20 protein-coding genes and 1 rRNA gene are annotated in these 20,679 nt (G+C 51.3%); 12 read left to right on the top strand and 9 right to left on the bottom strand.

Features of this window, described 5'->3' with window-relative positions; translation table 11 throughout:
• Both rrf and kgtP read left to right on the top strand, forming a co-directional pair.
• Positions 1 to 103: ribosomal RNA gene (rrf, locus tag ACJHYW_RS10095) — 5S ribosomal RNA — on the top strand; the annotation flags it as partial.
• 324 nt (positions 104 to 427) lie between these two features.
• Positions 428 to 1,726 carry an alpha-ketoglutarate permease gene (gene kgtP, locus ACJHYW_RS10090; RefSeq protein WP_000841104.1) on the top strand — a complete coding sequence of 433 codons (1,299 nt, stop codon included), beginning with the start codon at positions 428 to 430 and terminating at the stop codon, positions 1,724 to 1,726.
• On the opposite strand, the gene ACJHYW_RS10085 is transcribed toward kgtP, so the two are convergent.
• The 5 genes from ACJHYW_RS10085 to trxC form a co-directional block, all read right to left on the bottom strand.
• Positions 1,723 to 2,046, bottom strand: a complete 324-nt coding sequence (locus ACJHYW_RS10085; RefSeq protein ID WP_071987235.1) for a YfiM family lipoprotein — start codon at positions 2,044 to 2,046, stop codon at positions 1,723 to 1,725. The genes kgtP and ACJHYW_RS10085 overlap by 4 nt on opposite strands.
• A gap of 45 nt (positions 2,047 to 2,091) precedes the next feature.
• Complete coding sequence (pssA, locus tag ACJHYW_RS10080) at positions 2,092 to 3,447, bottom strand: CDP-diacylglycerol--serine O-phosphatidyltransferase (RefSeq protein WP_000949265.1); 1,356 nt, start codon at positions 3,445 to 3,447, stop codon at positions 2,092 to 2,094.
• Between the two features lie 113 nt (positions 3,448 to 3,560).
• Positions 3,561 to 6,221 (bottom strand): peptidyl-lysine N-acetyltransferase PatZ, encoded by a 2,661-nt coding sequence (gene patZ / locus ACJHYW_RS10075; protein ID WP_000083010.1) that lies wholly within the window; start codon positions 6,219 to 6,221, stop codon positions 3,561 to 3,563.
• A 31-nt stretch (positions 6,222 to 6,252) separates the two neighbouring features.
• Positions 6,253 to 6,951 carry a tRNA-uridine aminocarboxypropyltransferase gene (tapT, locus tag ACJHYW_RS10070; protein ID WP_001361606.1) on the bottom strand — a complete coding sequence of 233 codons (699 nt, stop codon included), beginning with the start codon at positions 6,949 to 6,951 and terminating at the stop codon, positions 6,253 to 6,255.
• A gap of 68 nt (positions 6,952 to 7,019) precedes the next feature.
• Positions 7,020 to 7,439 carry a thioredoxin TrxC gene (trxC, locus tag ACJHYW_RS10065; RefSeq protein ID WP_001098726.1) on the bottom strand — a complete coding sequence of 140 codons (420 nt, stop codon included), beginning with the start codon at positions 7,437 to 7,439 and terminating at the stop codon, positions 7,020 to 7,022.
• Between the two features lie 206 nt (positions 7,440 to 7,645).
• Between trxC and ACJHYW_RS10060 the strand changes: the two genes are divergently transcribed.
• Positions 7,646 to 8,683 (top strand): tRNA/rRNA methyltransferase, encoded by a 1,038-nt coding sequence (locus ACJHYW_RS10060; RefSeq protein ID WP_000997403.1) that lies wholly within the window; start codon positions 7,646 to 7,648, stop codon positions 8,681 to 8,683.
• 47 nt (positions 8,684 to 8,730) lie between these two features.
• Here ACJHYW_RS10060 and ung read toward each other — a convergent pair whose 3' ends face one another.
• Positions 8,731 to 9,420, bottom strand: coding sequence for a uracil-DNA glycosylase (gene ung / locus ACJHYW_RS10055; protein WP_001262723.1), 690 nt, complete (start codon positions 9,418 to 9,420; stop codon positions 8,731 to 8,733).
• 304 nt (positions 9,421 to 9,724) lie between these two features.
• Between ung and grcA the strand changes: the two genes are divergently transcribed.
• Complete coding sequence (gene grcA / locus ACJHYW_RS10050; RefSeq protein WP_000627804.1) at positions 9,725 to 10,108, top strand: autonomous glycyl radical cofactor GrcA; 384 nt, start codon at positions 9,725 to 9,727, stop codon at positions 10,106 to 10,108.
• 54 nt (positions 10,109 to 10,162) lie between these two features.
• On the opposite strand, the gene eamB is transcribed toward grcA, so the two are convergent.
• The gene (eamB, locus tag ACJHYW_RS10045) at positions 10,163 to 10,750 is read right to left on the bottom strand and encodes a cysteine/O-acetylserine transporter (protein WP_000189223.1); all 588 of its coding nucleotides are present in this window, start codon (positions 10,748 to 10,750) and stop codon (positions 10,163 to 10,165) included.
• A gap of 102 nt (positions 10,751 to 10,852) precedes the next feature.
• Here eamB and ACJHYW_RS10040 point away from each other — a divergent pair, with 102 nt between their 5' ends.
• Positions 10,853 to 11,734: a LysR family transcriptional regulator gene (locus ACJHYW_RS10040; protein ID WP_001361605.1), complete on the top strand. Its 882-nt coding sequence runs from the start codon at positions 10,853 to 10,855 to the stop codon at positions 11,732 to 11,734.
• 32 nt (positions 11,735 to 11,766) lie between these two features.
• Here ACJHYW_RS10040 and srmB read toward each other — a convergent pair whose 3' ends face one another.
• Positions 11,767 to 13,101, bottom strand: a complete 1,335-nt coding sequence (gene srmB, locus ACJHYW_RS10035; RefSeq protein WP_000219190.1) for an ATP-dependent RNA helicase SrmB — start codon at positions 13,099 to 13,101, stop codon at positions 11,767 to 11,769.
• A gap of 131 nt (positions 13,102 to 13,232) precedes the next feature.
• On the opposite strand from srmB, the gene trmN reads away from it, so the two are divergent.
• Positions 13,233 to 13,970 carry a tRNA(1)(Val) (adenine(37)-N(6))-methyltransferase TrmN gene (trmN, locus tag ACJHYW_RS10030; RefSeq protein WP_001361604.1) on the top strand — a complete coding sequence of 246 codons (738 nt, stop codon included), beginning with the start codon at positions 13,233 to 13,235 and terminating at the stop codon, positions 13,968 to 13,970.
• On the opposite strand, the gene nadB is transcribed toward trmN, so the two are convergent.
• Positions 13,955 to 15,577, bottom strand: a complete 1,623-nt coding sequence (gene nadB, locus ACJHYW_RS10025) for an L-aspartate oxidase (RefSeq protein WP_001094494.1) — start codon at positions 15,575 to 15,577, stop codon at positions 13,955 to 13,957. The genes trmN and nadB overlap by 16 nt on opposite strands.
• A 255-nt stretch (positions 15,578 to 15,832) precedes the next feature.
• Between nadB and rseD the strand changes: the two genes are divergently transcribed.
• The 6 genes from rseD (at position 15,833) to lepA (ending at position 20,672) form a co-directional block, all read left to right on the top strand.
• Positions 15,833 to 15,988: a rpoE leader peptide RseD gene (rseD, locus tag ACJHYW_RS10020; protein WP_001303621.1), complete on the top strand. Its 156-nt coding sequence runs from the start codon at positions 15,833 to 15,835 to the stop codon at positions 15,986 to 15,988.
• Positions 15,985 to 16,560, top strand: a complete 576-nt coding sequence (gene rpoE, locus ACJHYW_RS10015) for an RNA polymerase sigma factor RpoE (protein WP_001295364.1) — start codon at positions 15,985 to 15,987, stop codon at positions 16,558 to 16,560. Before rseD ends, rpoE begins: the two co-directional genes overlap by 4 nt.
• A 32-nt stretch (positions 16,561 to 16,592) precedes the next feature.
• Positions 16,593 to 17,243 carry an anti-sigma-E factor RseA gene (gene rseA / locus ACJHYW_RS10010; RefSeq protein ID WP_001168459.1) on the top strand — a complete coding sequence of 217 codons (651 nt, stop codon included), beginning with the start codon at positions 16,593 to 16,595 and terminating at the stop codon, positions 17,241 to 17,243.
• Complete coding sequence (gene rseB / locus ACJHYW_RS10005) at positions 17,243 to 18,199, top strand: sigma-E factor regulatory protein RseB (protein ID WP_000812044.1); 957 nt, start codon at positions 17,243 to 17,245, stop codon at positions 18,197 to 18,199. Before rseA ends, rseB begins: the two co-directional genes overlap by 1 nt.
• On the top strand, positions 18,196 to 18,675 hold the full coding sequence (gene rseC / locus ACJHYW_RS10000) for a SoxR-reducing system protein RseC (RefSeq protein WP_000589054.1): 480 nt from the start codon (positions 18,196 to 18,198) through the stop codon (positions 18,673 to 18,675). Before rseB ends, rseC begins: the two co-directional genes overlap by 4 nt.
• A gap of 197 nt (positions 18,676 to 18,872) precedes the next feature.
• On the top strand, positions 18,873 to 20,672 hold the full coding sequence (lepA, locus tag ACJHYW_RS09995) for a translation elongation factor 4 (protein ID WP_000790168.1): 1,800 nt from the start codon (positions 18,873 to 18,875) through the stop codon (positions 20,670 to 20,672).
• Positions 20,673 to 20,679 lie beyond the last annotated feature (7 nt).

Genomic DNA, 20,679 nt, shown 5'->3' with positions numbered 1-20,679 from the left:
GCGCGGTGGTCCCACCTGACCCCATGCCGAACTCAGAAGTGAAACGCCGTAGCGCCGATGGTAGTGTGGGGTCTCCCCATGCGAGAGTAGGGAACTGCCAGGCATCAAATTAAGCAGAAGGCCATCCGTCAGGATGGCCTTTTTGCATTGGTGCAGAAAAAAATGCCTGATGCGATGCTGCGCGTCTTATACTCCCACATATGCCAGATTCAGCAACGGATACGGTTTCCCCAACTTGCCTACTTCCATACGTGTCCTCCTTACCAGAAATTTATCCTTAAGCTCCTCAATAACCATTTTCCTGCTAACTAAATTCATGGTTAAGGTTGCATAATGATACGCAACAAATGTATAACATTTTTTTACCAAAAAAAATAAACAACAGCGACTGACAAAAGCATCGGATTACGGCAGGAGACATAATGGCATGGCTGAAAGTACTGTAACGGCAGACAGCAAACTGACAAGTAGTGATACTCGTCGCCGCATTTGGGCGATTGTGGGGGCCTCTTCAGGTAATCTGGTCGAGTGGTTCGATTTCTATGTCTACTCGTTCTGTTCACTCTACTTTGCCCACATCTTCTTCCCTTCCGGGAACACGACGACTCAACTACTACAAACAGCAGGTGTTTTTGCTGCGGGATTTCTGATGCGCCCAATAGGCGGTTGGCTATTTGGCCGCATAGCCGATAAACATGGTCGCAAAAAATCGATGCTATTATCGGTGTGTATGATGTGTTTCGGCTCACTGGTTATCGCCTGTTTGCCAGGCTACGAAACAATCGGTACCTGGGCTCCGGCATTATTGCTTCTTGCTCGTTTATTCCAGGGATTATCCGTTGGCGGAGAATATGGCACCAGCGCCACCTATATGAGTGAAGTTGCCGTTGAAGGGCGCAAAGGTTTTTACGCATCATTTCAGTATGTGACGTTGATCGGCGGGCAACTGCTAGCTCTACTGGTTGTCGTGGTTTTACAACACACCATGGAAGACGCTGCACTCAGAGAGTGGGGATGGCGTATTCCTTTCGCGTTAGGAGCTGTGTTAGCTGTTGTGGCGTTGTGGTTACGTCGTCAGTTAGATGAAACTTCACAACAAGAAACGCGCGCTTTAAAAGAAGCTGGATCTCTGAAAGGATTATGGCGCAATCGCCGTGCATTCATCATGGTTCTCGGTTTTACCGCTGCGGGCTCCCTTTGTTTCTATACCTTCACCACTTATATGCAGAAGTATCTGGTAAATACTGCGGGAATGCATGCCAACGTGGCGAGTGGCATTATGACTGCCGCATTGTTTGTATTCATGCTTATTCAACCACTCATTGGCGCGCTGTCGGATAAGATTGGTCGCCGTACCTCAATGTTATGTTTCGGTTCGCTGGCAGCCATTTTTACCGTTCCTATTCTCTCAGCATTGCAGAACGTTTCCTCGCCTTATGCCGCTTTTGGTCTGGTGATGTGCGCCCTGCTGATAGTGAGTTTTTATACTTCAATCAGTGGAATACTGAAGGCTGAGATGTTCCCGGCACAGGTTCGCGCATTAGGCGTTGGTCTGTCATATGCGGTCGCCAATGCTATATTTGGTGGGTCGGCGGAGTACGTAGCGTTGTCGCTGAAATCAATAGGAATGGAAACAGCCTTCTTCTGGTATGTGACCTTGATGGCCGTGGTGGCGTTTCTGGTTTCACTAACATTGCACCGTAAAGGAAAAGGGATGCGGCTTTAGTGACGAGTCAGTTGCCAGACGGTATAGCCGGTGCTTGCACCGGCGACATCCCAGGCCAAATCCTTCCAGCTCCAGCCGCTCCCTTCGGGGCTGCTATCCCAAAGCTCTTTTGACGCCCCCAGACTGACAGAGAACATCAATCCAAACATGGCACTGCGATCCCGGCTCATCCCCTGATGCTGTGCATATTCATTTCCGGCGGCGGAAAGCATCGCCGAGGCGATAAAGTGTTGAGCTTTATCCTGCCCGCTCCAGCTATCGTTAGCCATATGGCTGCATCCAGAAAGTAACAATAGCGAGCAGACAAAAAGAATACGCAAAACGTGGCCTCCAAAAAACAAACCCCGTACAGGACGGGGTTGTGATTACAGGATGCGGCTAATTAATCGGTCGATGCGGATACGGCGCAAACGACGGATGAGTTTACGAACCTTCACCGGATAATCGGCAATACTTTGCAGATCGCGATAGTGCTTAACGATGGTGGTATGCTCGCGGATCAGCTCCAGTTCTTTCTCTCGCTGTGGCGCAAGCTCCAGTTGCGGATCGTGGATCAAAATGGCGTTTTCCAGATCCAGACGCCAGGCGCGTGGATTCAGGTTATTACCGGTGATCAACATCCACTTATCATCAACCCACATCCCTTTCAGGTGATAGGTGTTGTCGTCATCTTTCCATAACCGAACCACTAACTGGTCAGTGTTGACGTAATACTGTAAACGGCTCAGGAAACGACGCAGATTGATCTCATAGAGATAAGGCAATGCGCCAATTATCTTGAAAGGTTCATCTTCCGGAATGTAGAAGTCATTCGCGGTTTTATCACCAACAATAATTTCGACCTTTTTCCCTTCGCGCAGCAACTGGATGATATTGCGCACAAGGATTGCTGGTAGGTTGAAGTAAGGTGTGCAGATGGTTAGTTTCTGCTCGGCACAAGGCATAAGATGGAAAATAGTCTTGTTCAACAGACTCGATTTCCCCAGCCCCACTAGCGGCGTTACGGAAAGCTGATCGTTGTCGGCATCGCCCTGGAAATGATAAGCGGCATCACGCAGCTCCTGGCGGAACAGGCGAATGTCGTTCTTGATTTCCGGGCTTTTTGGCCGATTAACATCATCCAGACGATTAACGCCGCGGCCATTCATAATATTCTGTGTAACCCATTCAAACATAATGTCTGACATCTTACGGTTACGGATCAGATGATAACGGTCGTAGCGATATTTATCGTGCTGATGCAGGTAAACATCGTTCAGGCTGGCACCGCTATAAAGTACGCTATCGTCGATGATAAAGCCTTTAAAGTGCAGAACACCAAGGGCTTCACGGGTATTGATTGGAACGCCATAAACCGGAACATCTACGCCCGGATTTTCCTGCGCCATGCGGCAGTACCAGTCAGCGTTAGTGTTAGATGCCGCAGCGCCAATGCGTCCACGTTGTGCACGATGCCAGTCGACCAGCACCCGTACATCCAGTTCCGGACGCTGCCTTTTAGCCTCATACAACGCGTTCAGAATGCCTTTGCCACCGTCATCCTGTTCGAGATACAGGGCGACAATGCAAATGCGCTGCTTCGCGCTGGCTATTTTTTCCAGCAGCGTCTCCCGGAAGTCGGCGGGAGCGTAAAAGAAATCGACATCATCAACTGATTGAGAAATCTTGGGTAGTTGGGCAAGGTGTTGTTGATGTTTATTACGCTTAAATTTTGACAACATCACAGTGCATTTCTTCTCTGTTCATTGAAGGGTCCTCTGTGCAATGCAGACGACATAAGCGGGCAATAATAACACCAGTCCCGATTAAGTGGTCAACATTTCCAGTACCTTACTCATGATTCCTCGCGCTGGGCAAGATTTAGCGTAAGCCCAACGATCCCCTCTTCGAGCTGGATATCAACGTTAAACCCGAGCTTGCGGGCCAGCGCCACCATGCCACGATTGTTTGGCATCGTAATACCATTCAGACGTTGCAGTCCGTGATCTCGCGTATAGGTAATCAACTTTTCCATTAAGCGTCGACCTAAGCCTAACCCTTTGAGATCCGAGCGAACCAGCACGGCAAATTCGGCATCGATGTTATCAGGGTCGGAGATCGCACGTGTGACGCCGAGGATCTCTTCCGTTTGATCAATTCGTCGTACCGCTACAAATGCCATTTCCCGATCGTAGTCGATCTGCGTCATGTTGGCTAAATCTTCATGGGTAAATTCGTTGATCTCGCTAAAGTAGCGGTAATAAAGATCTTCTTTGGTGACTCGCGAAATGAATTGCTGAAGTTGTGGCTCATCTTCTGGCAAAATCGGGCGGAATAAGCAGCGTTCACCGTTTTTCAATTCTACCCACTCTTCCAGCTGATGCGGATAAGGGCGCACTGCCAGCCGACTCTCGTTATCGCCTTCAAACGGCGCGATATCCAGCGTGACATCCAGCGCGGTAAATTCACTGCCAGAAGCCAGCAAAGGATGAATATCCAGCCGTTGAATTTCCGGACAATCGACAATCAAGTTGGAAACCTGTACCAGAAGCTGGCTCAAGCCTGCAACATCCAAGGGGCGTAGCGCACTGCGCGCACGAATCTTTTTACTTTTGATCCCCTGAATAACCAGATAGCGGGCCAGGTTCATGTTCAGCGGAGGTAACGCGACGACGGCTTGATCTTCAGGACGCCACTCCACACCGCCTTCGCCCAGCATGATCAACGGCCCGAAAACCGGATCGTACTCAACCACAACCCGCAACTCCTGAGCGCCAGCACGGTTAGCCATACTTTGCACCAACAGGCCGTGGACCCGCGCCTGCGGCCAGGCCATTTTTACGCGATCGAAAATAGCGTTTGCCGCTTGCTGGACTTCATTGGCTGTACGCAGGTACAGCATGACGCCCTGAACTTCCGATTTATGTGGAATATCCGGCGAACGCAATTTCAGCGCCACCGGATAACCAATCTGTTCGGCAATATGCACCGCTTCGGTGCTATCGCCGGCAATCCAGGTGGGGAGCGTGTTCATGCCATATGCTTGCAGGATGGGCTGAACTTCATGGGTATCGAGTGACGTTGCTCCTTCGGCAATCGCCTGTTGCAACAGAAGATGCGCTTCTGCGGTATTGGAGGTCAGATTGCTGGGCAACGCCGGCGTTTCGCGTAGTTGCTTCTGATTACGCCGGTACTCCACCATATGCATAAAAGCAGTGATGGTTCCTTCCGGGGTACGGTAGGTCGGCAGCCCGGCTTCGCTGAATAATCGTCGTGCCTCTTGCGAGGAATGTTCGCCACACCAGTTCGTCAGCAGAGAAACATACTTGCTGCGGGGATGATGCTTTACCGCTTCAATTAATACTTGCGCGCTTTCTGTTGCGGGAGCAGCGGCGCTGGGCGAATGAATAACCATCAGCGCGTCAAAATCCTGGCTGTGGAGCAGAATGTCCAGCGTTTTGACATAATGCTCGCTGCTGGCGTCATCGCGCAGATCGAGCGGGTTAGAGATTGCCACATGCCCTGGCAGTGCATCGCGCAGTTTCTGGCAGGTTTCTTCGCTTAGCGTTGCCAGCTTGCCATTACGTGACCATAAGGCATCCAGCGCCAGCGCGGCAGGCGCAGCACCGTTGCTGATAATCATCAATCGGTCGCCACGCAGCGGGCGCATATGGCTAAGGGTTTCCACCGCCGAAAACAGTTCGTGGGTGTCCTGTACCCGCAACAAACCGGCACGCTGAATAGCTGCATCCCACGCCGGATCCATTCCTGCCGTGGTGTTCAACAGACGTTGAGCCGCCGGGCTACGTCCGCTTTTAATCACCAGAATCGGTTTATTGCGCGAGGCACTACGGGCCGCCGAAACAAAGCGTCGCGCGTCGCTTAACTGTTCGAGATAGAGCAGGATGGCGCTGGTTTTACTGTCGCGTGCCAGATAGTCGAGCAATTCATCAACGTCGATATCCAGGCTGTCGCCGAGCGCAATAAAGTAGGAAAAGCCCATCTCACGCTGTTGCGCCCAGTCGAGGATGGTGTTGGAGACAGCAGCCGATTGCGAAATAAACGCCAGCTTGCCGCGTTTAATCGGCACAGGTGAAAAGCTGGCATTCAGACCTTGCCAGGGAGCCAGTAAACCCAGACTGTTTGGTCCTAGCAGGCGCATGTTATGGCGCAGGGAGCAGGCGCGGAGATCTTCGTGTTGCGATGCCGGGGCGGAAAGAATAATGCAGGTTTTACAGCCTTTCTCGCCGAGCTCTTCCAGAAGAGCAAGATTACGGCTGGCATTGGTACATAAAACCGCAAGGTCGGGTGTAAAGGGCAAGCTGGCAATATCCGGCCAGGCCAACACACCCAACACTGCTTTCCAGGCAGGCGTCACCGGGAGTACCGGTCCGTTAAAGCCTCCCGCCAGCAGGTTACGCATCATCAGGTAACCTGCACGATTGGGTTTCATCGATGCGCCAATTACCGCAATCGATTTTGGTCGCAGTAGTGCTTCCAGTCCTCGCTGACTCATACCGGTCTCCCGCAGAAGTGACCGAATGATTTTAAACGCTTTCTAACTGTTCTGCTGTGATGCTACCCAGATGTTGCGTTTTTCCTGCCAGATAGCGTGTTTTAAAGCGGGTAAAATGCTCGCCTAACCCTGCCGCCGCCCCGGTATCGCCGACCATATCTAACAGTGCGATGGCTACCTCGGCAGTACAATATTGGCCTTCAGCCTGGGCTTCACGCAGGCGATAGGCAGAAAGCCGGGAAAGATCGACGGAAATGACGGGAAGATTATCCAGATACGGACTTTTACGAAACATCTTGCGAGCTTCCGGCCAGGTACCATCGAGCATGATAAATAGCGGAGGCTTACCGGCAGGTGGTGTGAAGATCACTTCCCGTTGCTCATCAGCATACGAGGCGGGAAAGACCACCATTGGCTGATAGTCCGGGTTTTGTACCAGATCCAGCAAATCTAGCGAGGGTTCGGTACGCGACCATTGAAACGCAACGGTATCAGGCAAAATATCAGCAATCAGACGCCCGGTATTACTGGGCTTCATTGGCTCGGTGTCGAACATCAGCAAACAGAAGCGACTTTTTGCTTGTGCTGGGGTAATTGTCGAACAGAGACATAATTTCTCTGGCAAAAGACAGCGTTGGCAGCGACGAACGCGATTACCGCGGGCAAGAAAAGGACGTGTTGCGCGCGCAATACGCTCGGCGCGTAACTGGAGAACAGCGTTTTCGGTCATAAGAGAGCGTCGAAAAAACGCCATTGTCGCAGAGGAGAAAACGGGGCACAAGATGCGCCCCGGTAAGATTAAAGAGATTCGTTCAGCCAGCTATCAAACGGCGCTTTCGGTACTGCGCCATTAAGCATGTCGACAACCTGACCGTTTTTGAAAATCATGATCGTCGGTATACTACGAATTCCAAAGCGACTGCTCAATTCACGTTCAGCTTCGGTATTCACTTTCACAAAGCGCACTTTACCGCTACGCTCTTGTGCGACATCTTCAAAAATTGGTGCGAAATTACGGCAGGGGCCGCACCACGGTGCCCAGAAGTCGATCACCACAGGTAGATCATCTTTCAGCAATTTGTCGAGCGTTTCACCGGTCGCATTAATCACCTCTCCGTCAAACAAGTCGTGACCGCAGCGTCCGCACTTTGCCGCATCTTCGATCCGATCGTCGGGAATGCGATTGATGGCCTGACAATGGGTACAAACGGTATTCATAACTAACCTCGGGATGAGTAAGGAGACTTATCGGCAACGACGCCGGTATGTTTCTAATATGTTACATATTATCGGGGACATTGTTCCAGACAACAATCTGTTTTATTCAATGGGTATGATAGACACAGGCTTTGGAACGAAATCATGGCGAACCGCGCGGACTTCGGGTAATCTGCGCGCTTCGCGCAGCGCTGGTGGAGAAAAGCATGAACGATGAAATGAAAGGTAAAAGCGGCAAGGTCAAAGTGATGTATGTCCGCAGTGATGATGATTCTGATAAACGTACCCACAACCCGCGTACCGGGAAAGGGGGCGGGCGTCCAGGAAAATCTCGTGCTGACGGTGGCCGTCGCCCCGCCCGCGATGACAAACAGAGTCAGCCCCGTGACCGCAAGTGGGAAGATTCGCCGTGGCGCACGGTTTCCCGCGCGCCGGGTGATGAGACGCCGGAAAAGGCCGATCACGGTGGCATCAGTGGTAAAAGTTTTATTGATCCGGAAGTTTTGCGTCGTCAGCGTGCGGAAGAAACCCGCGTCTACGGAGAAAACGCCTGTCAGGCACTGTTCCAGAGCCGTCCGGAAGCGATTGTTCGCGCCTGGTTTATCCAGAGCGTAACGCCACGTTTTAAAGAAGCCTTGCGCTGGATGGCGGCAAACCGCAAAGCGTACCATGTGGTGGATGAAGCGGAACTGACAAAAGCGTCAGGCACGGAACATCACGGCGGCGTTTGCTTCCTGATCAAAAAGCGTAACGGTACAACCGTGCAGCAGTGGGTAAGCCAGGCTGGCGCGCAGGATTGTGTACTGGCCCTGGAAAACGAATCTAACCCGCATAACCTGGGCGGCATGATGCGTAGCTGTGCGCACTTCGGCGTGAAAGGTGTTGTGGTGCAGGATGCAGCACTGCTGGAGTCTGGGGCGGCTATCCGTACCGCAGAAGGCGGCGCAGAGCACGTTCAGCCGATTACTGGCGACAACATTGTTAACGTGCTGGATGATTTCCGTCAGGCGGGTTACACCGTAGTGACAACTTCCAGCGAGCAGGGTAAACCGCTGTTCAAAACCAGTCTGCCAGCGAAAATGGTACTGGTGCTGGGTCAGGAATATGAAGGGTTACCGGATGCCGCACGCGATCCGAACGATCTGCGCGTGAAGATTGATGGTACTGGCAACGTTGCCGGGCTGAATATCTCTGTCGCAACCGGCGTTCTTCTTGGCGAATGGTGGCGTCAGAATAAAGCCTGATAAATCAGCCGGGTGGCAACTCTGCCATCCGGCATTTTCCCGCAAATTTACTCACTCTCTGCCGGTAATACTGGCATCCAGTCAATCGGCGTCTCGCCACGTTGTTCCAGCCACTGATTTGCCAGCACAAAATGGTTGCAGCCAAAGAATCCACGATGCGCCGAAAGCGGCGACGGATGCGGTGCTTTCAGTACATGATGGCGTTGCTTATCTATAATCGCCCCTTTCTTTTGCGCATGCGATCCCCACAACAAAAACACCACGCCTTCGCGATGCTGGTTAATCAGGCTGATCACTTTATCGGTGAAGGTTTCCCAGCCGAGGCTGGCGTGGGAATGCGCCTGACCTGCGCGTACCGTCAACACAGTATTGAGTAGCAGAACGCCCTGACGCGCCCAGCTTTCAAGATAACCATGATTAGGGCGGGTGAAACCGGGAATAGTATTTTCCAGCTCTTTATACATATTCAGCAGTGACGGCGGTGTCGCAATGCCGGGGCGAACGGAAAATGCCAGACCATGCGCCTGTCCCGGTCCGTGATAAGGATCCTGGCCGAGAATCACCACTTTAACGTCACCCAACTCTGTAAAGCGGAACGCGTTAAAGACATCCTTTTGTGGCGGATAGATAGTGACGCCGGACTGCCGCTCGCTGGCGACGGTCTGAAGGGTATTAAGAAAATAGGGTTGCTGCTTCTCTTCAGCCAGCACATCATGCCAGGTTAATTCGTTAGCCATCTCGCTCTCCTGCGAATCTTCAATCCGCCTAGCTTAACTGCTTCTTTCTACAGAACAAAATCATGCTCATTTTTTAGACTTAAACGAGTGCAAAAAAATGTAAATTGGTAAAATTTCACACCTGCATAAGTTGATGTAAAACAATAAAATCCATTTGCAACCATACTTGATGTGTGGTTTTTGTTGATTTAAATCAAAGATTCAAGGGTGTTTGAGGAGTATATATACACTCAAGCAACAATGGTTTTACCAATTGGCCGCGACAGGCTGAACAAATCAAATAATTTTGCCGGGGAGGCATCACATGATTACAGGTATCCAGATTACTAAAGCCGCTAATGACGATCTGCTGAACTCTTTCTGGCTGCTGGACAGCGAAAAAGGCGAAGCGCGTTGCATCGTTGCGAAAGCAGGTTTTGCAGAAGACGAAGTGGTTGCAGTAAGCAAACTGGGTGACATTGAGTACCGTGAAGTTCCAGTAGAAGTGAAACCAGAAGTTCGCGTTGAAGGTGGTCAACACCTGAACGTAAACGTTCTGCGTCGTGAAACTCTGGAAGATGCAGTTAAGCATCCGGAAAAATATCCGCAGCTGACCATCCGTGTATCCGGTTATGCAGTTCGCTTTAACTCTCTGACTCCGGAACAGCAGCGCGACGTTATCGCTCGTACCTTTACTGAAAGCCTGTAAGGCTTAAGTAGCAAGTTACTAAGCGGAAGAGGGCGACCTCTTCCGCTTTTTTCATTAATAGAAAATGCGTACCGCGCAATAGACCAGCAGCAGCGCGAGCACGATATTTAACTGGCGACCATACTGGCGAAACAATCGCTGAAACAGGTGCCCCGCCAGCGCCCAGCACACATTGCCAAACGTCCCAATCATCGCCAGCAAAACGCTGACGCCAATTATCCAGCTTAGCGCCTGCGTTTGCGGCAGGACAAACGTCGACAGTGCTGTAATGCCATACAAAATGATTTTGACGTTCACAAACTGCAAAGCAAAGCTGGCCCAAAAACTGATTGGTTTTGTCTGAAGCCCATCTTCCTTTGTTGGACTGGTAGCGATTTTCCACGCCAGCCAGACAATATATGCCGCCCCCGCCCAACTCAACAGATGCACTGCTGCCGGGTCGATAACAGCCAGTGAAAACGAAATTCCCGCGCATAGCAACATGACGATTAAAAATCCCAGACTCATCCCTGCCAGCACGCGAGTACTCTGACGAAATCCGTGCGTTGTAGCTGAGCTAAGGGCGAGAATATTGTTCGGTCCTGGCGTCATGGCGGTAATCAGGGTGTAAGTCCAAAAAGCACTTAAAAGGGTCGGTGTCACTTGTTATCTCCTCTGTTTTGGTAGACAGTACCCGACACGGAACATTTAAAAAAATGAATGTTTTTACATTCTAAATTCGATATTTTCGATAGGTTTGGGGTTATGGATCTGCGCCGTTTTATTACACTTAAAACCGTGGTGGAAGAGGGTTCCTTTTTGCGAGCTTCGCAAAAATTGTGCTGTACACAATCGACGGTGACTTTTCATATTCAGCAGCTTGAGCAGGAGTTCTCGGTACAATTGTTTGAGAAAATTGGCCGACGGATGTGCCTCACTCGCGAAGGCAAAAAGTTGCTGCCGCACATCTATGAACTCACCAGAGTGATGGATACGCTTCGTGAGGCTGCGAAAAAAGAGTCGGATCCGGACGGGGAACTACGCGTTGTTTCAGGCGAAACGTTGCTCTCTTACCGAATGCCGCAGGTGTTGCAGCGTTTTCGGCAACGCGCTCCAAAAGTGCGTTTATCGTTGCAGTCGCTGAACTGTTACGTGATCCGTGATGCGCTACTGAATGATGAGGCCGATGTCGGGGTTTTTTATCGCGTAGGGAATGATAATGCTCTGAACCGGCAAGAGTTGGGTGAACAATCGCTGGTGCTGGTGGCTTCACCGCAAATTGCAGATGTCGATTTTACTGAGCCGGGAAGACATAACGCCTGTAGTTTTATTATCAATGAACCGCAATGTGTCTTCCGCCAGATATTTGAGAGCACGCTGCGCCAGCGACGGATCACGGTGGAAAACACCATTGAGCTTATAAGTATCGAAAGCATCAAGCGTTGTGTCGCGGCAAATATCGGGGTCAGTTACCTGCCGCGCTTTACAGTGGCAAATGAACTTGCGAGTGGCGAATTAATCGAATTGCCTTTTGGCGAACAGTCGCAGACGATTACGGCAATGTGCGCTCACCATGCCGGAAAAGCGGTTAGCCCGGCGATGCACATTTTTATTCAGTGTGTTGAAGAGTGTTTTTTGCCGGGATAAAAATAATGCCGGGCTTAAACCCGGCATTGAGATTACTCTTCTGTCGTTTGCGGTGGCACGCCCGTTCCGCTCGGTTTACGGCGCTTACCAATATTTTTGGTGTCGCGATGGCGTTTTTTCACCCGCGGCTTATCTTTCTCTTTAGCTTTTTTCTTCTCGGCGCGTTTAGCCAGTACTTTCTTCGATGGCTTGCCGGTCTGCTTCTCGCTTGGCGCACGCGTTTTCGGGCGTAACTCATCAATTACACGAGCTTTAATTGGCTCTTCAATATAGCGACCAACTTTGCCCAGCAGCAGATGGTCATGGGCTTCTACCAGCGAAATTGCGGTGCCTTTACGACCGGCGCGCGCGGTACGTCCGATACGGTGCAAATAAGTATCGCCACTGCGCGGCATATCGAAGTTAAAGACGTGGCTGACGTCAGGAATGTCGATACCGCGTGCAGCAACGTCGGTGGCAACCAGTACGTTTACGCGACCTTCGGTCAAACGCTTGATCGCTTCGTTACGCTTGCCCTGTACCATCTCACCTTCGAGATAGCAGTTGTTGATGCCCGCTTCGCGCAGCCAGTTTGCCAGCTCATGCACACGCTCACGCTTACGCACAAACACAATTGAGCGGGTCGCTTCCGGCTGTTTTAACAGATGCACCAGCAACGCGGTTTTATGCTCAAGATCATCGGCGCGGTAATACCACTGATGAATTTTTTTGCGCTCACGGGTGGACGGATTGGCAGAAACCTCCACCGGATCTTCCAGCAGACGCTCGGCAAAATCCTGAATCGCATCACCTTCCAGCGTTGCTGAAAAGAGCAGGGTCTGTTTACGCCAGCGCGTTTCGCCAGCAATATGTTCGATATCCTGGGCGAAGCCCATATCCAGCATACGGTCTGCTTCGTCGAGGATCAGCGTTTCAACCGCGCGGCAATCGAAGTTCTCTTCTTTTATGTATTGCAGCAGACGTCCGGTCGTAGCGACCACAATGTCCTGGTTTTCGCTGAACACTTCTGCGTGGTTCATATAGGCCACGCCGCCGGTGATGGTGGCAATATCCAGATGCGTATGTTTCGCCAGTTCGCGGGCATGATCGGCCACCTGCATCGCCAGTTCGCGAGTCGGGGTGAGGATCAAAATACGCGGCGGACCGGATTTCTTACGTGGGAAATCGAGCAGGTGCTGCAACGCTGGCAGCAGATACGCCGCCGTTTTACCGGTGCCTGTCGGCGCAGAACCGAGTACATCACGGCCATCGAGCGCAGGCGGAATGGCGGCAGCCTGAATGGCGGTCGGGCGAGTGAAACCTTTATCCTGGAGGGCTTCCAGCAGGCTTTCGTCGAGTTCAAGTTCGGAAAAAGTCGTTACAGTCATGTTCTACCTCTGTGTGGGGCGCTGATTATAGACGTTACGGCTGCAATCTTCATCTGTTTGTATGGATATCGCTTCTCGGGTATTGTTCTCACCCGGTGCTATCGCCGTTTTTCCTGCAAGGTTTTATTTTCATGTCACAGTCTACATCCGTGTTTCGTCGTAATGGATTTACTTTTAAACAGTTTTTTGTTGCTCACGATCGCTGTGCGATGAAAGTGGGAACGGATGGCATTTTGCTGGGCGCATGGGCACCGGTGGCTGGGGTAAAACGTTGCCTTGATATCGGCGCGGGTAGCGGGTTGCTGGCATTAATGCTGGCGCAGCGAACCGATGACAGCGTAATGATTGATGCAGTTGAACTGGAAAGTGAAGCTGCCGCGCAGGCGCAGGAAAATATCAACCAGTCCCCGTGGGCAGAGCGGATTAACGTCCATACGGCGGATATTCAGCAGTGGATCACACAGCAGACAGTACGCTTCGATTTAATCATCAGTAACCCACCTTACTATCAGCAGGGAGTAGAGTGCTCGACACCTCAACGGGAACAGGCTCGCTATACCACTACGCTTGATCACCCATCGTTGCTGACCTGTGCTGCGGAGTGCATTACCGAAGAGGGATTTTTCTGCGTGGTGCTGCCAGAGCAGATTGGTAATGGTTTTACTGAACTGGCATTAAGTATGGGCTGGCATTTACGTTTGCGGACGGATGTGGCGGAAAACGAAGCGCGACTGCCGCATCGGGTGCTGCTGGCATTCTCCCCGCAGGCGGGAGAATGCTTTAGCGATCGCTTAGTCATTCGTGGGCCAGACCAGAACTATTCCGAAGCGTATACGGCGCTGACCCAGGCTTTTTATCTGTTTATGTAATGATTGCCGGGGGAAAGGATCGATGGACCGGAATGCGTGAGTAGTTCCGGATAATCCAGCGTGAAATGCAACCCCCGACTCTCCTTGCGCATCATCGCACAGCGAACAATCAACTCGGCAACCTGTACCAGATTACGCAGCTCCAGCAAATTATTTGAGACGCGGAAATGGGCGTAATATTCGTCTATTTCTTGTTGGAGCATGGTTATCCGCCGCAGGGCGCGTTCCAGGCGCTTCGTTGTGCGCACAATGCCAACGTAATCCCACATAAACAGACGTAGCTCGTGCCAGTTATGTTGAATCACCACCCGTTCGTCAGGGTTCTCAACACGGCTTTCATCCCACGGCGGTAACGTACTGACGTCGTGGGCATAAGGCATACGCCTGGTAATATCCTCCGCCGCTGACCAGCCGTAAACCAGACACTCCAGTAATGAATTCGAGGCCATGCGGTTAGCGCCGTGTAAGCCGGTATAACTCACTTCGCCAATGGCGTACAAACCTTCGACGTCCGTACGCCCATGATCATCCACCATTACACCACCGCAAGTATAGTGTGCAGCAGGCACAATCGGCACAGGGCCTTTCGTGAGATCAATCCCCAGTCCCAATAACTTTTCATAAATCATCGGGAAATGCTGGCGAATAAAATCGGCGGGCTTATGGCTGATATCGAGGAACATACAATCTGCGCCGAGGCGTTTCATTTCGTGATCAATAGCACGGGCGACAATATCGCGCGGAGCCAGTTCGCCGCGTTCGTCAAAATCAGGCATGAAACGCGTGCCATCCGGGCGCTTGAGATAAGCGCCTTCGCCGCGCAGTGCTTCTGTTAACAGGAAATTGCGTGCCTGTGGGTGATACAGCGCGGTAGGGTGGAACTGATTAAATTCGAGATTGGCGACCCGGCAGCCCGCGCGCCACGCCATAGCAATACCATCGCCAGAAGAAATATCCGGATTGGTAGTGTACTGGTAAACTTTTGACGCACCGCCGGTTGCCAGTACCACTGCTTTTGCGTGGCAGGTTTCCACCGTTTCTTTATTTCGGTTCCATACCCACGCGCCAACAACCCGTCGCGTGCCCGGCAGGCCAATTTTGTCAGAAACAATCAGATCAACCGCGTTGCTGCGCTCCAACACGCGAATATTCGGATGGTTCTGCGCCTTGCCCACCAGCGTGGTTTCTACTTCTCTACCGGTGGCGTCGGCGGCATGAAGAATACGACGGTGACTATGTCCACCTTCACGAGTCAGATGGTAGCTTTCTTCGCCATTCGGCTGAACGTGGGTATCAAACAGCACCCCCTGGTCGATTAGCCATTGCACACAGGATCGTGCATTGCTGGCGACAAATTCAACTGCATGGCGATCGCAAATACCAGCCCCGGCAATCAATGTGTCTTCCACATGCGAGTCAATGCTGTCAGTCTCATCAAACACGGCGGCTATACCGCCCTGGGCATAAAATGTTGAACCTTCCGTTACCGGGCCTTTACTTAGAACGATGACCTGATGCTGGTCAGCCAGGCGTAGCGCCAGTGAAAGTCCAGCTGCGCCGCTACCGATAATCAACACGTCACATGAATGTTCAGGGAGAGTATTCATTTTCTTTGTTTAATTTACTAAACATGGTTTGGTCAGCATAGCATCATGTTGTGCGAATAAACACCTGCTATTTTAATATTTGTTACAGTTGCTAAACACGCTAACGCAGGGCGGCGAGAAAAAGAGAAGTTACTGGCTGGTGGAGGATTAGGTGGTGAAATAAAAAGGCCGTTGGGTTACTCTTCAGGCAGTTAAATGGGCATTTCTACACAGATAATGCGATGTTCAGATTCTGTAGACTTATAATGATAGATAATGATCCGTCTACAGCATGACAAACAAAAACAGATGCGTTACGGAACTTTACAAAAACGAGACACTCTAACCCTTTGCTTGCTCAAATTGCAGCTAATGGAGTGGCGTTTCGATAGCGCGTGGAAATTTGGTTTGGGGAGACTTTACCTCGGATGAGCGAGCAGTTAACGGACCAGGTCCTGGTTGAACGGGTCCAGAAGGGAGATCAGAAAGCCTTTAACTTACTGGTAGTGCGCTATCAGCATAAAGTGGCGAGTCTGGTTTCCCGCTATGTGCCGTCGGGTGATGTTCCCGATGTGGTACAAGAAGCTTTTATTAAAGCCTATCGTGCGCTGGATTCGTTCCGGGGAGATAGCGCTTTTTATACATGGCTGTATCGGATTGCTGTAAATACAGCGAAAAATTACCTGGTTGCTCAGGGGCGTCGTCCACCTTCCAGTGATGTGGATGCCATTGAAGCTGAAAACTTCGAAAGTGGCGGCGCGTTGAAAGAAATTTCGAACCCTGAGAACTTAATGTTGTCAGAAGAACTGAGACAGATAGTTTTCCGAACTATTGAGTCCCTCCCGGAAGATTTACGCATGGCAATAACCTTGCGGGAGCTGGATGGCCTGAGCTATGAAGAGATAGCCGCTATCATGGATTGTCCGGTAGGTACGGTGCGTTCACGTATCTTCCGAGCGAGGGAAGCTATTGATAACAAAGTTCAACCGCTTATCAGGCGTTGACGATAGCGGGATACTGGATAAGGGTATTAGGCATGCAGAAAGAACAACTTTCCGCTTTAATGGATGGCGAAACGCTGGATAGTGAGCTGCTTAACGAACTGGCTCATAACCCAGAAATGCAGAAAACCTGGGAAAGCTATCACTTAATCCGTGACTCAATGCGGGGTGATACTCCCGAGGTGCTCCATTTCGATATCTCTTCACGCGTGATGGCCGCCATTGAAGAAGAGCCAGTACGTCAACCGGCGACATTGATCCCGGAAGCCCAGCCTGCGCCGCATCAATGGCAGAAAATGCCATTCTGGCAGAAAGTACGTCCGTGGGCGGCACAGCTTACCCAAATGGGCGTAGCCGCATGCGTATCGCTTGCAGTTATCGTTGGTGTCCAGCACTATAATGGACAATCTGAAACGTCCCAGCAGCCCGAAACGCCGGTATTTAATACACTGCCGATGATGGGTAAAGCCAGCCCGGTAAGCCTGGGAGTACCTTCTGAAGCGACCGCAAACAATGGTCAACAGCAGCAGGTACAGGAGCAGCGTCGTCGCATTAATGCAATGTTGCAGGATTACGAACTGCAACGCCGACTCCACTCTGAACAGCTTCAGTTTGAGCAGGCGCAAACCCAGCAAGCCGCTGTACAGGTGCCAGGAATTCAAACTTTAGGAACGCAATCGCAGTAATGAAGCAACTTTGGTTTGCCATGTCATTAGTGACAGGTAGCCTGTTATTCTCTGCTAACGCCTCGGCCACTCCCGCGTCCGGGGCGTTATTACAGCAGATGAACCTGGCCAGTCAGTCACTGAATTACGAGCTGTCATTCATCAGCATCAATAAACAGGGTGTTGAGTCTCTGCGTTATCGACATGCACGCCTCGATAACCGTCCTCTTGCACAATTGTTGCAAATGGATGGCCCGCGCCGGGAAGTGGTACAGCGCGGCAATGAGATCAGCTATTTTGAACCGGGACTTGAACCGTTCACGCTTAATGGCGATTACATTGTTGATTCTCTGCCATCGCTCATCTATACCGATTTCAAACGCCTTTCTCCTTACTACGACTTTATCTCCGTCGGGCGCACGCGTATTGCTGATCGTCTTTGCGAAGTTATTCGCGTGGTTGCCCGAGATGGTACACGCTACAGCTACATCGTGTGGATGGACACCGAATCGAAATTACCGATGAGGGTTGATCTCCTTGATCGCGATGGTGAAACGCTGGAACAATTTCGCGTGATTGCTTTTAATGTCAATCAGGATATCAGCAGCAGTATGCAGACGCTGGCGAAGGCAAATTTGCCGCCGTTGCTTTCTGTTCCTGTAGGTGAAAAAGCCAAATTCAACTGGACTCCAACCTGGTTGCCACAGGGTTTTAGCGAAGTTTCCAGTAGTCGACGTCCGCTACCGACGATGGACAACATGCCTATTGAATCACGTCTCTATTCCGACGGATTATTCAGCTTCTCGGTAAACGTTAACCGCGCTACGCCATCGAGCACCGATCAGATGTTGCGCACCGGACGCAGAACCGTCAGTACAAGCGTACGTGATAACGCCGAAATCACCATTGTCGGTGAACTGCCGCCGCAAACGGCGAAACGCATTGCCGAGAATATTAAGTTCGGGGCAGCGCAATGATCAAAGAGTGGGCTACCGTCGTCTCCTGGGAAAACGGGCAGGCGCTGGTTAGTTGTGATGTTAAAGCCTCATGCAGCAGCTGCGCTTCACGCGCCGGTTGCGGTAGCCGCGTGTTGAATAAACTTGGCCCGCAAACCACGCATACCATTGTCGTACCCTGTGATGAACCGTTAGTGCCGGGGCAAAAAGTAGAATTAGGAATCGCCGAAGGCAGCCTGCTTAGCTCCGCATTACTGGTTTATATGTCGCCGTTGGTGGGACTATTCCTCATCGCTTCACTATTTCAGCTACTCTTTGCTTCAGATATTGCAGCATTATGCGGTGCGATTCTCGGTGGCGTTGGTGGATTCCTGATTGCACGTGGCTGCTCTCGAAAGTTTGCTGCCCGGTCTGAATGGCAACCGATCATCTTAAGCGTGGCATTGCCGCCTGGCCTTGTGCGATTTGAAACATCTTCGGAAGACGCGAGCCAGTGATTTCACTGGCTTTGTTGCATTTTGCATAACAAATGCGAGGACGTTTCCAGATACCACAATCCATACGGTATGAACATTTCCTCGCCTCAATGTTGTAGTGTAGAATGCGGCGTTTCTATTAATACAGACGTTAAGCTCAGAACAGCGACTTCTAAAAGCCTGGTTAACCGGGCATTAAGGCACAATAATCATACTTTATGAAGAATATACGTAACTTTTCGATCATAGCTCACATTGACCACGGTAAATCGACGCTGTCTGACCGTATTATCCAGATCTGCGGTGGCCTGTCTGACCGTGAAATGGAGGCGCAGGTTCTCGATTCCATGGATCTTGAGCGTGAGCGTGGCATTACCATCAAAGCGCAAAGCGTGACGCTGGACTACAAAGCGTCTGACGGCGAAACCTATCAGCTTAACTTTATCGACACCCCGGGCCACGTAGACTTCTCCTATGAAGTTTCTCGTTCGCTGGCTGCCTGTGAAGGTGCATTGCTGGTGGTCGACGCCGGGCAGGGCGTAGAAGCGCAAACCCTGGCAAACTGCTACACCGCCATGGAAATGGATCTCGAAGTGGTGCCGGTACTGAACAAGATTGACCTGCCGGCAGCCGATCCTGAACGCGTGGCGGAAGAAATTGAAGATATCGTCGGCATCGACGCCACCGACGCGGTGCGCTGTTCAGCGAAAACCGGCGTTGGCGTGCAGGACGTTCTCGAACGTCTGGTGCGCGACATTCCGCCGCCGGAAGGCGATCCGGAAGGCCCGTTGCAGGCACTCATTATCGACTCCTGGTTCGACAACTACCTGGGCGTTGTTTCACTTATCCGTATTAAAAACGGCACCCTTCGTAAGGGCGATAAAGTGAAAGTCATGAGTACCGGGCAGACCTATAACGCCGACCGTCTGGGCATCTTCACGCCGAAGCAGGTTGACCGCACTGAACTGAAATGTGGCGAAGTAGGCTGGCTGGTATGTGCTATTAAAGATATCCACGGCGCTCCAGTAGGCGATACCTTAACGTTGGCGCGTAATCCGGCAGAAAAGGCGCTGCCTGGCTTTAAGAAAGTCAAACCGCAGGTATACGCCGGTCTGTTCCCGGTAAGTTCCGACGACTATGAAGCCTTCCGTGACGCGCTGGGCAAACTCAGCCTGAACGATGCTTCACTGTTCTATGAGCCGGAAAGCTCCAGCGCGCTGGGCTTTGGTTTCCGCTGCGGCTTCCTCGGCCTGCTGCACATGGAGATCATCCAGGAACGTCTGGAACGTGAATACGATCTGGATCTGATTACCACTGCGCCGACCGTAGTGTATGAAGTTGAAACCACGTCAAGAGAAGTTATCTACGTTGACAGCCCATCCAAGCTGCCTGCGGTAAATAACATTTACGAACTGCGCGAGCCGATTGCAGAGTGTCACATGCTGCTGCCGCAGGCATATCTCGGCAACGTTATTACGCTGTGCGTAGAAAAACGCGGCGTGCAGACCAATATGGTTTACCACGGTAATCAGGTGGCGCTGACGTACGAGATCCCGATGGCGGAAGTGGTGCTCGACTTCTTCGATCGCCTGAAATCTACCTCGCGTGGTTATGCGTCTCTGGATTACAACTTCAAACGCTTCCAGGCGTCCGACATGGTACGTGTAGACGTATTAATCAACGGTGAACGTGTTGATGCGCTGGCGTTGATCACCCACCGTGATAATTCGCAAAACCGCGGTCGCGAGCTGGTGGAGAAGATGAAAGATCTGATCCCACGCCAGCAGTTTGATATCGCCATTCAGGCAGCGATTGGTACGCACATTATTGCGCGATCCACCGTGAAACAGCTGCGTAAAAACGTACTGGCTAAATGTTATGGCGGCGATATCAGCCGTAAGAAAAAGCTGCTGCAGAAGCAGAAAGAAGGTAAGAAACGCATGAAGCAGATCGGTAACGTCGAGCTGCCGCAGGAAGCGTTCCTCGCCATTCTGCACGTCGGCAAAGACAACAAATAACCCTTAG

It is taken from the genome of Escherichia sp. WS3063, from assembly GCF_046486595.1.
GTDB classification, from domain to species: domain Bacteria; phylum Pseudomonadota; class Gammaproteobacteria; order Enterobacterales; family Enterobacteriaceae; genus Escherichia; species Escherichia coli.
This window is presented reverse-complemented; position numbering and strand designations above follow the sequence as displayed.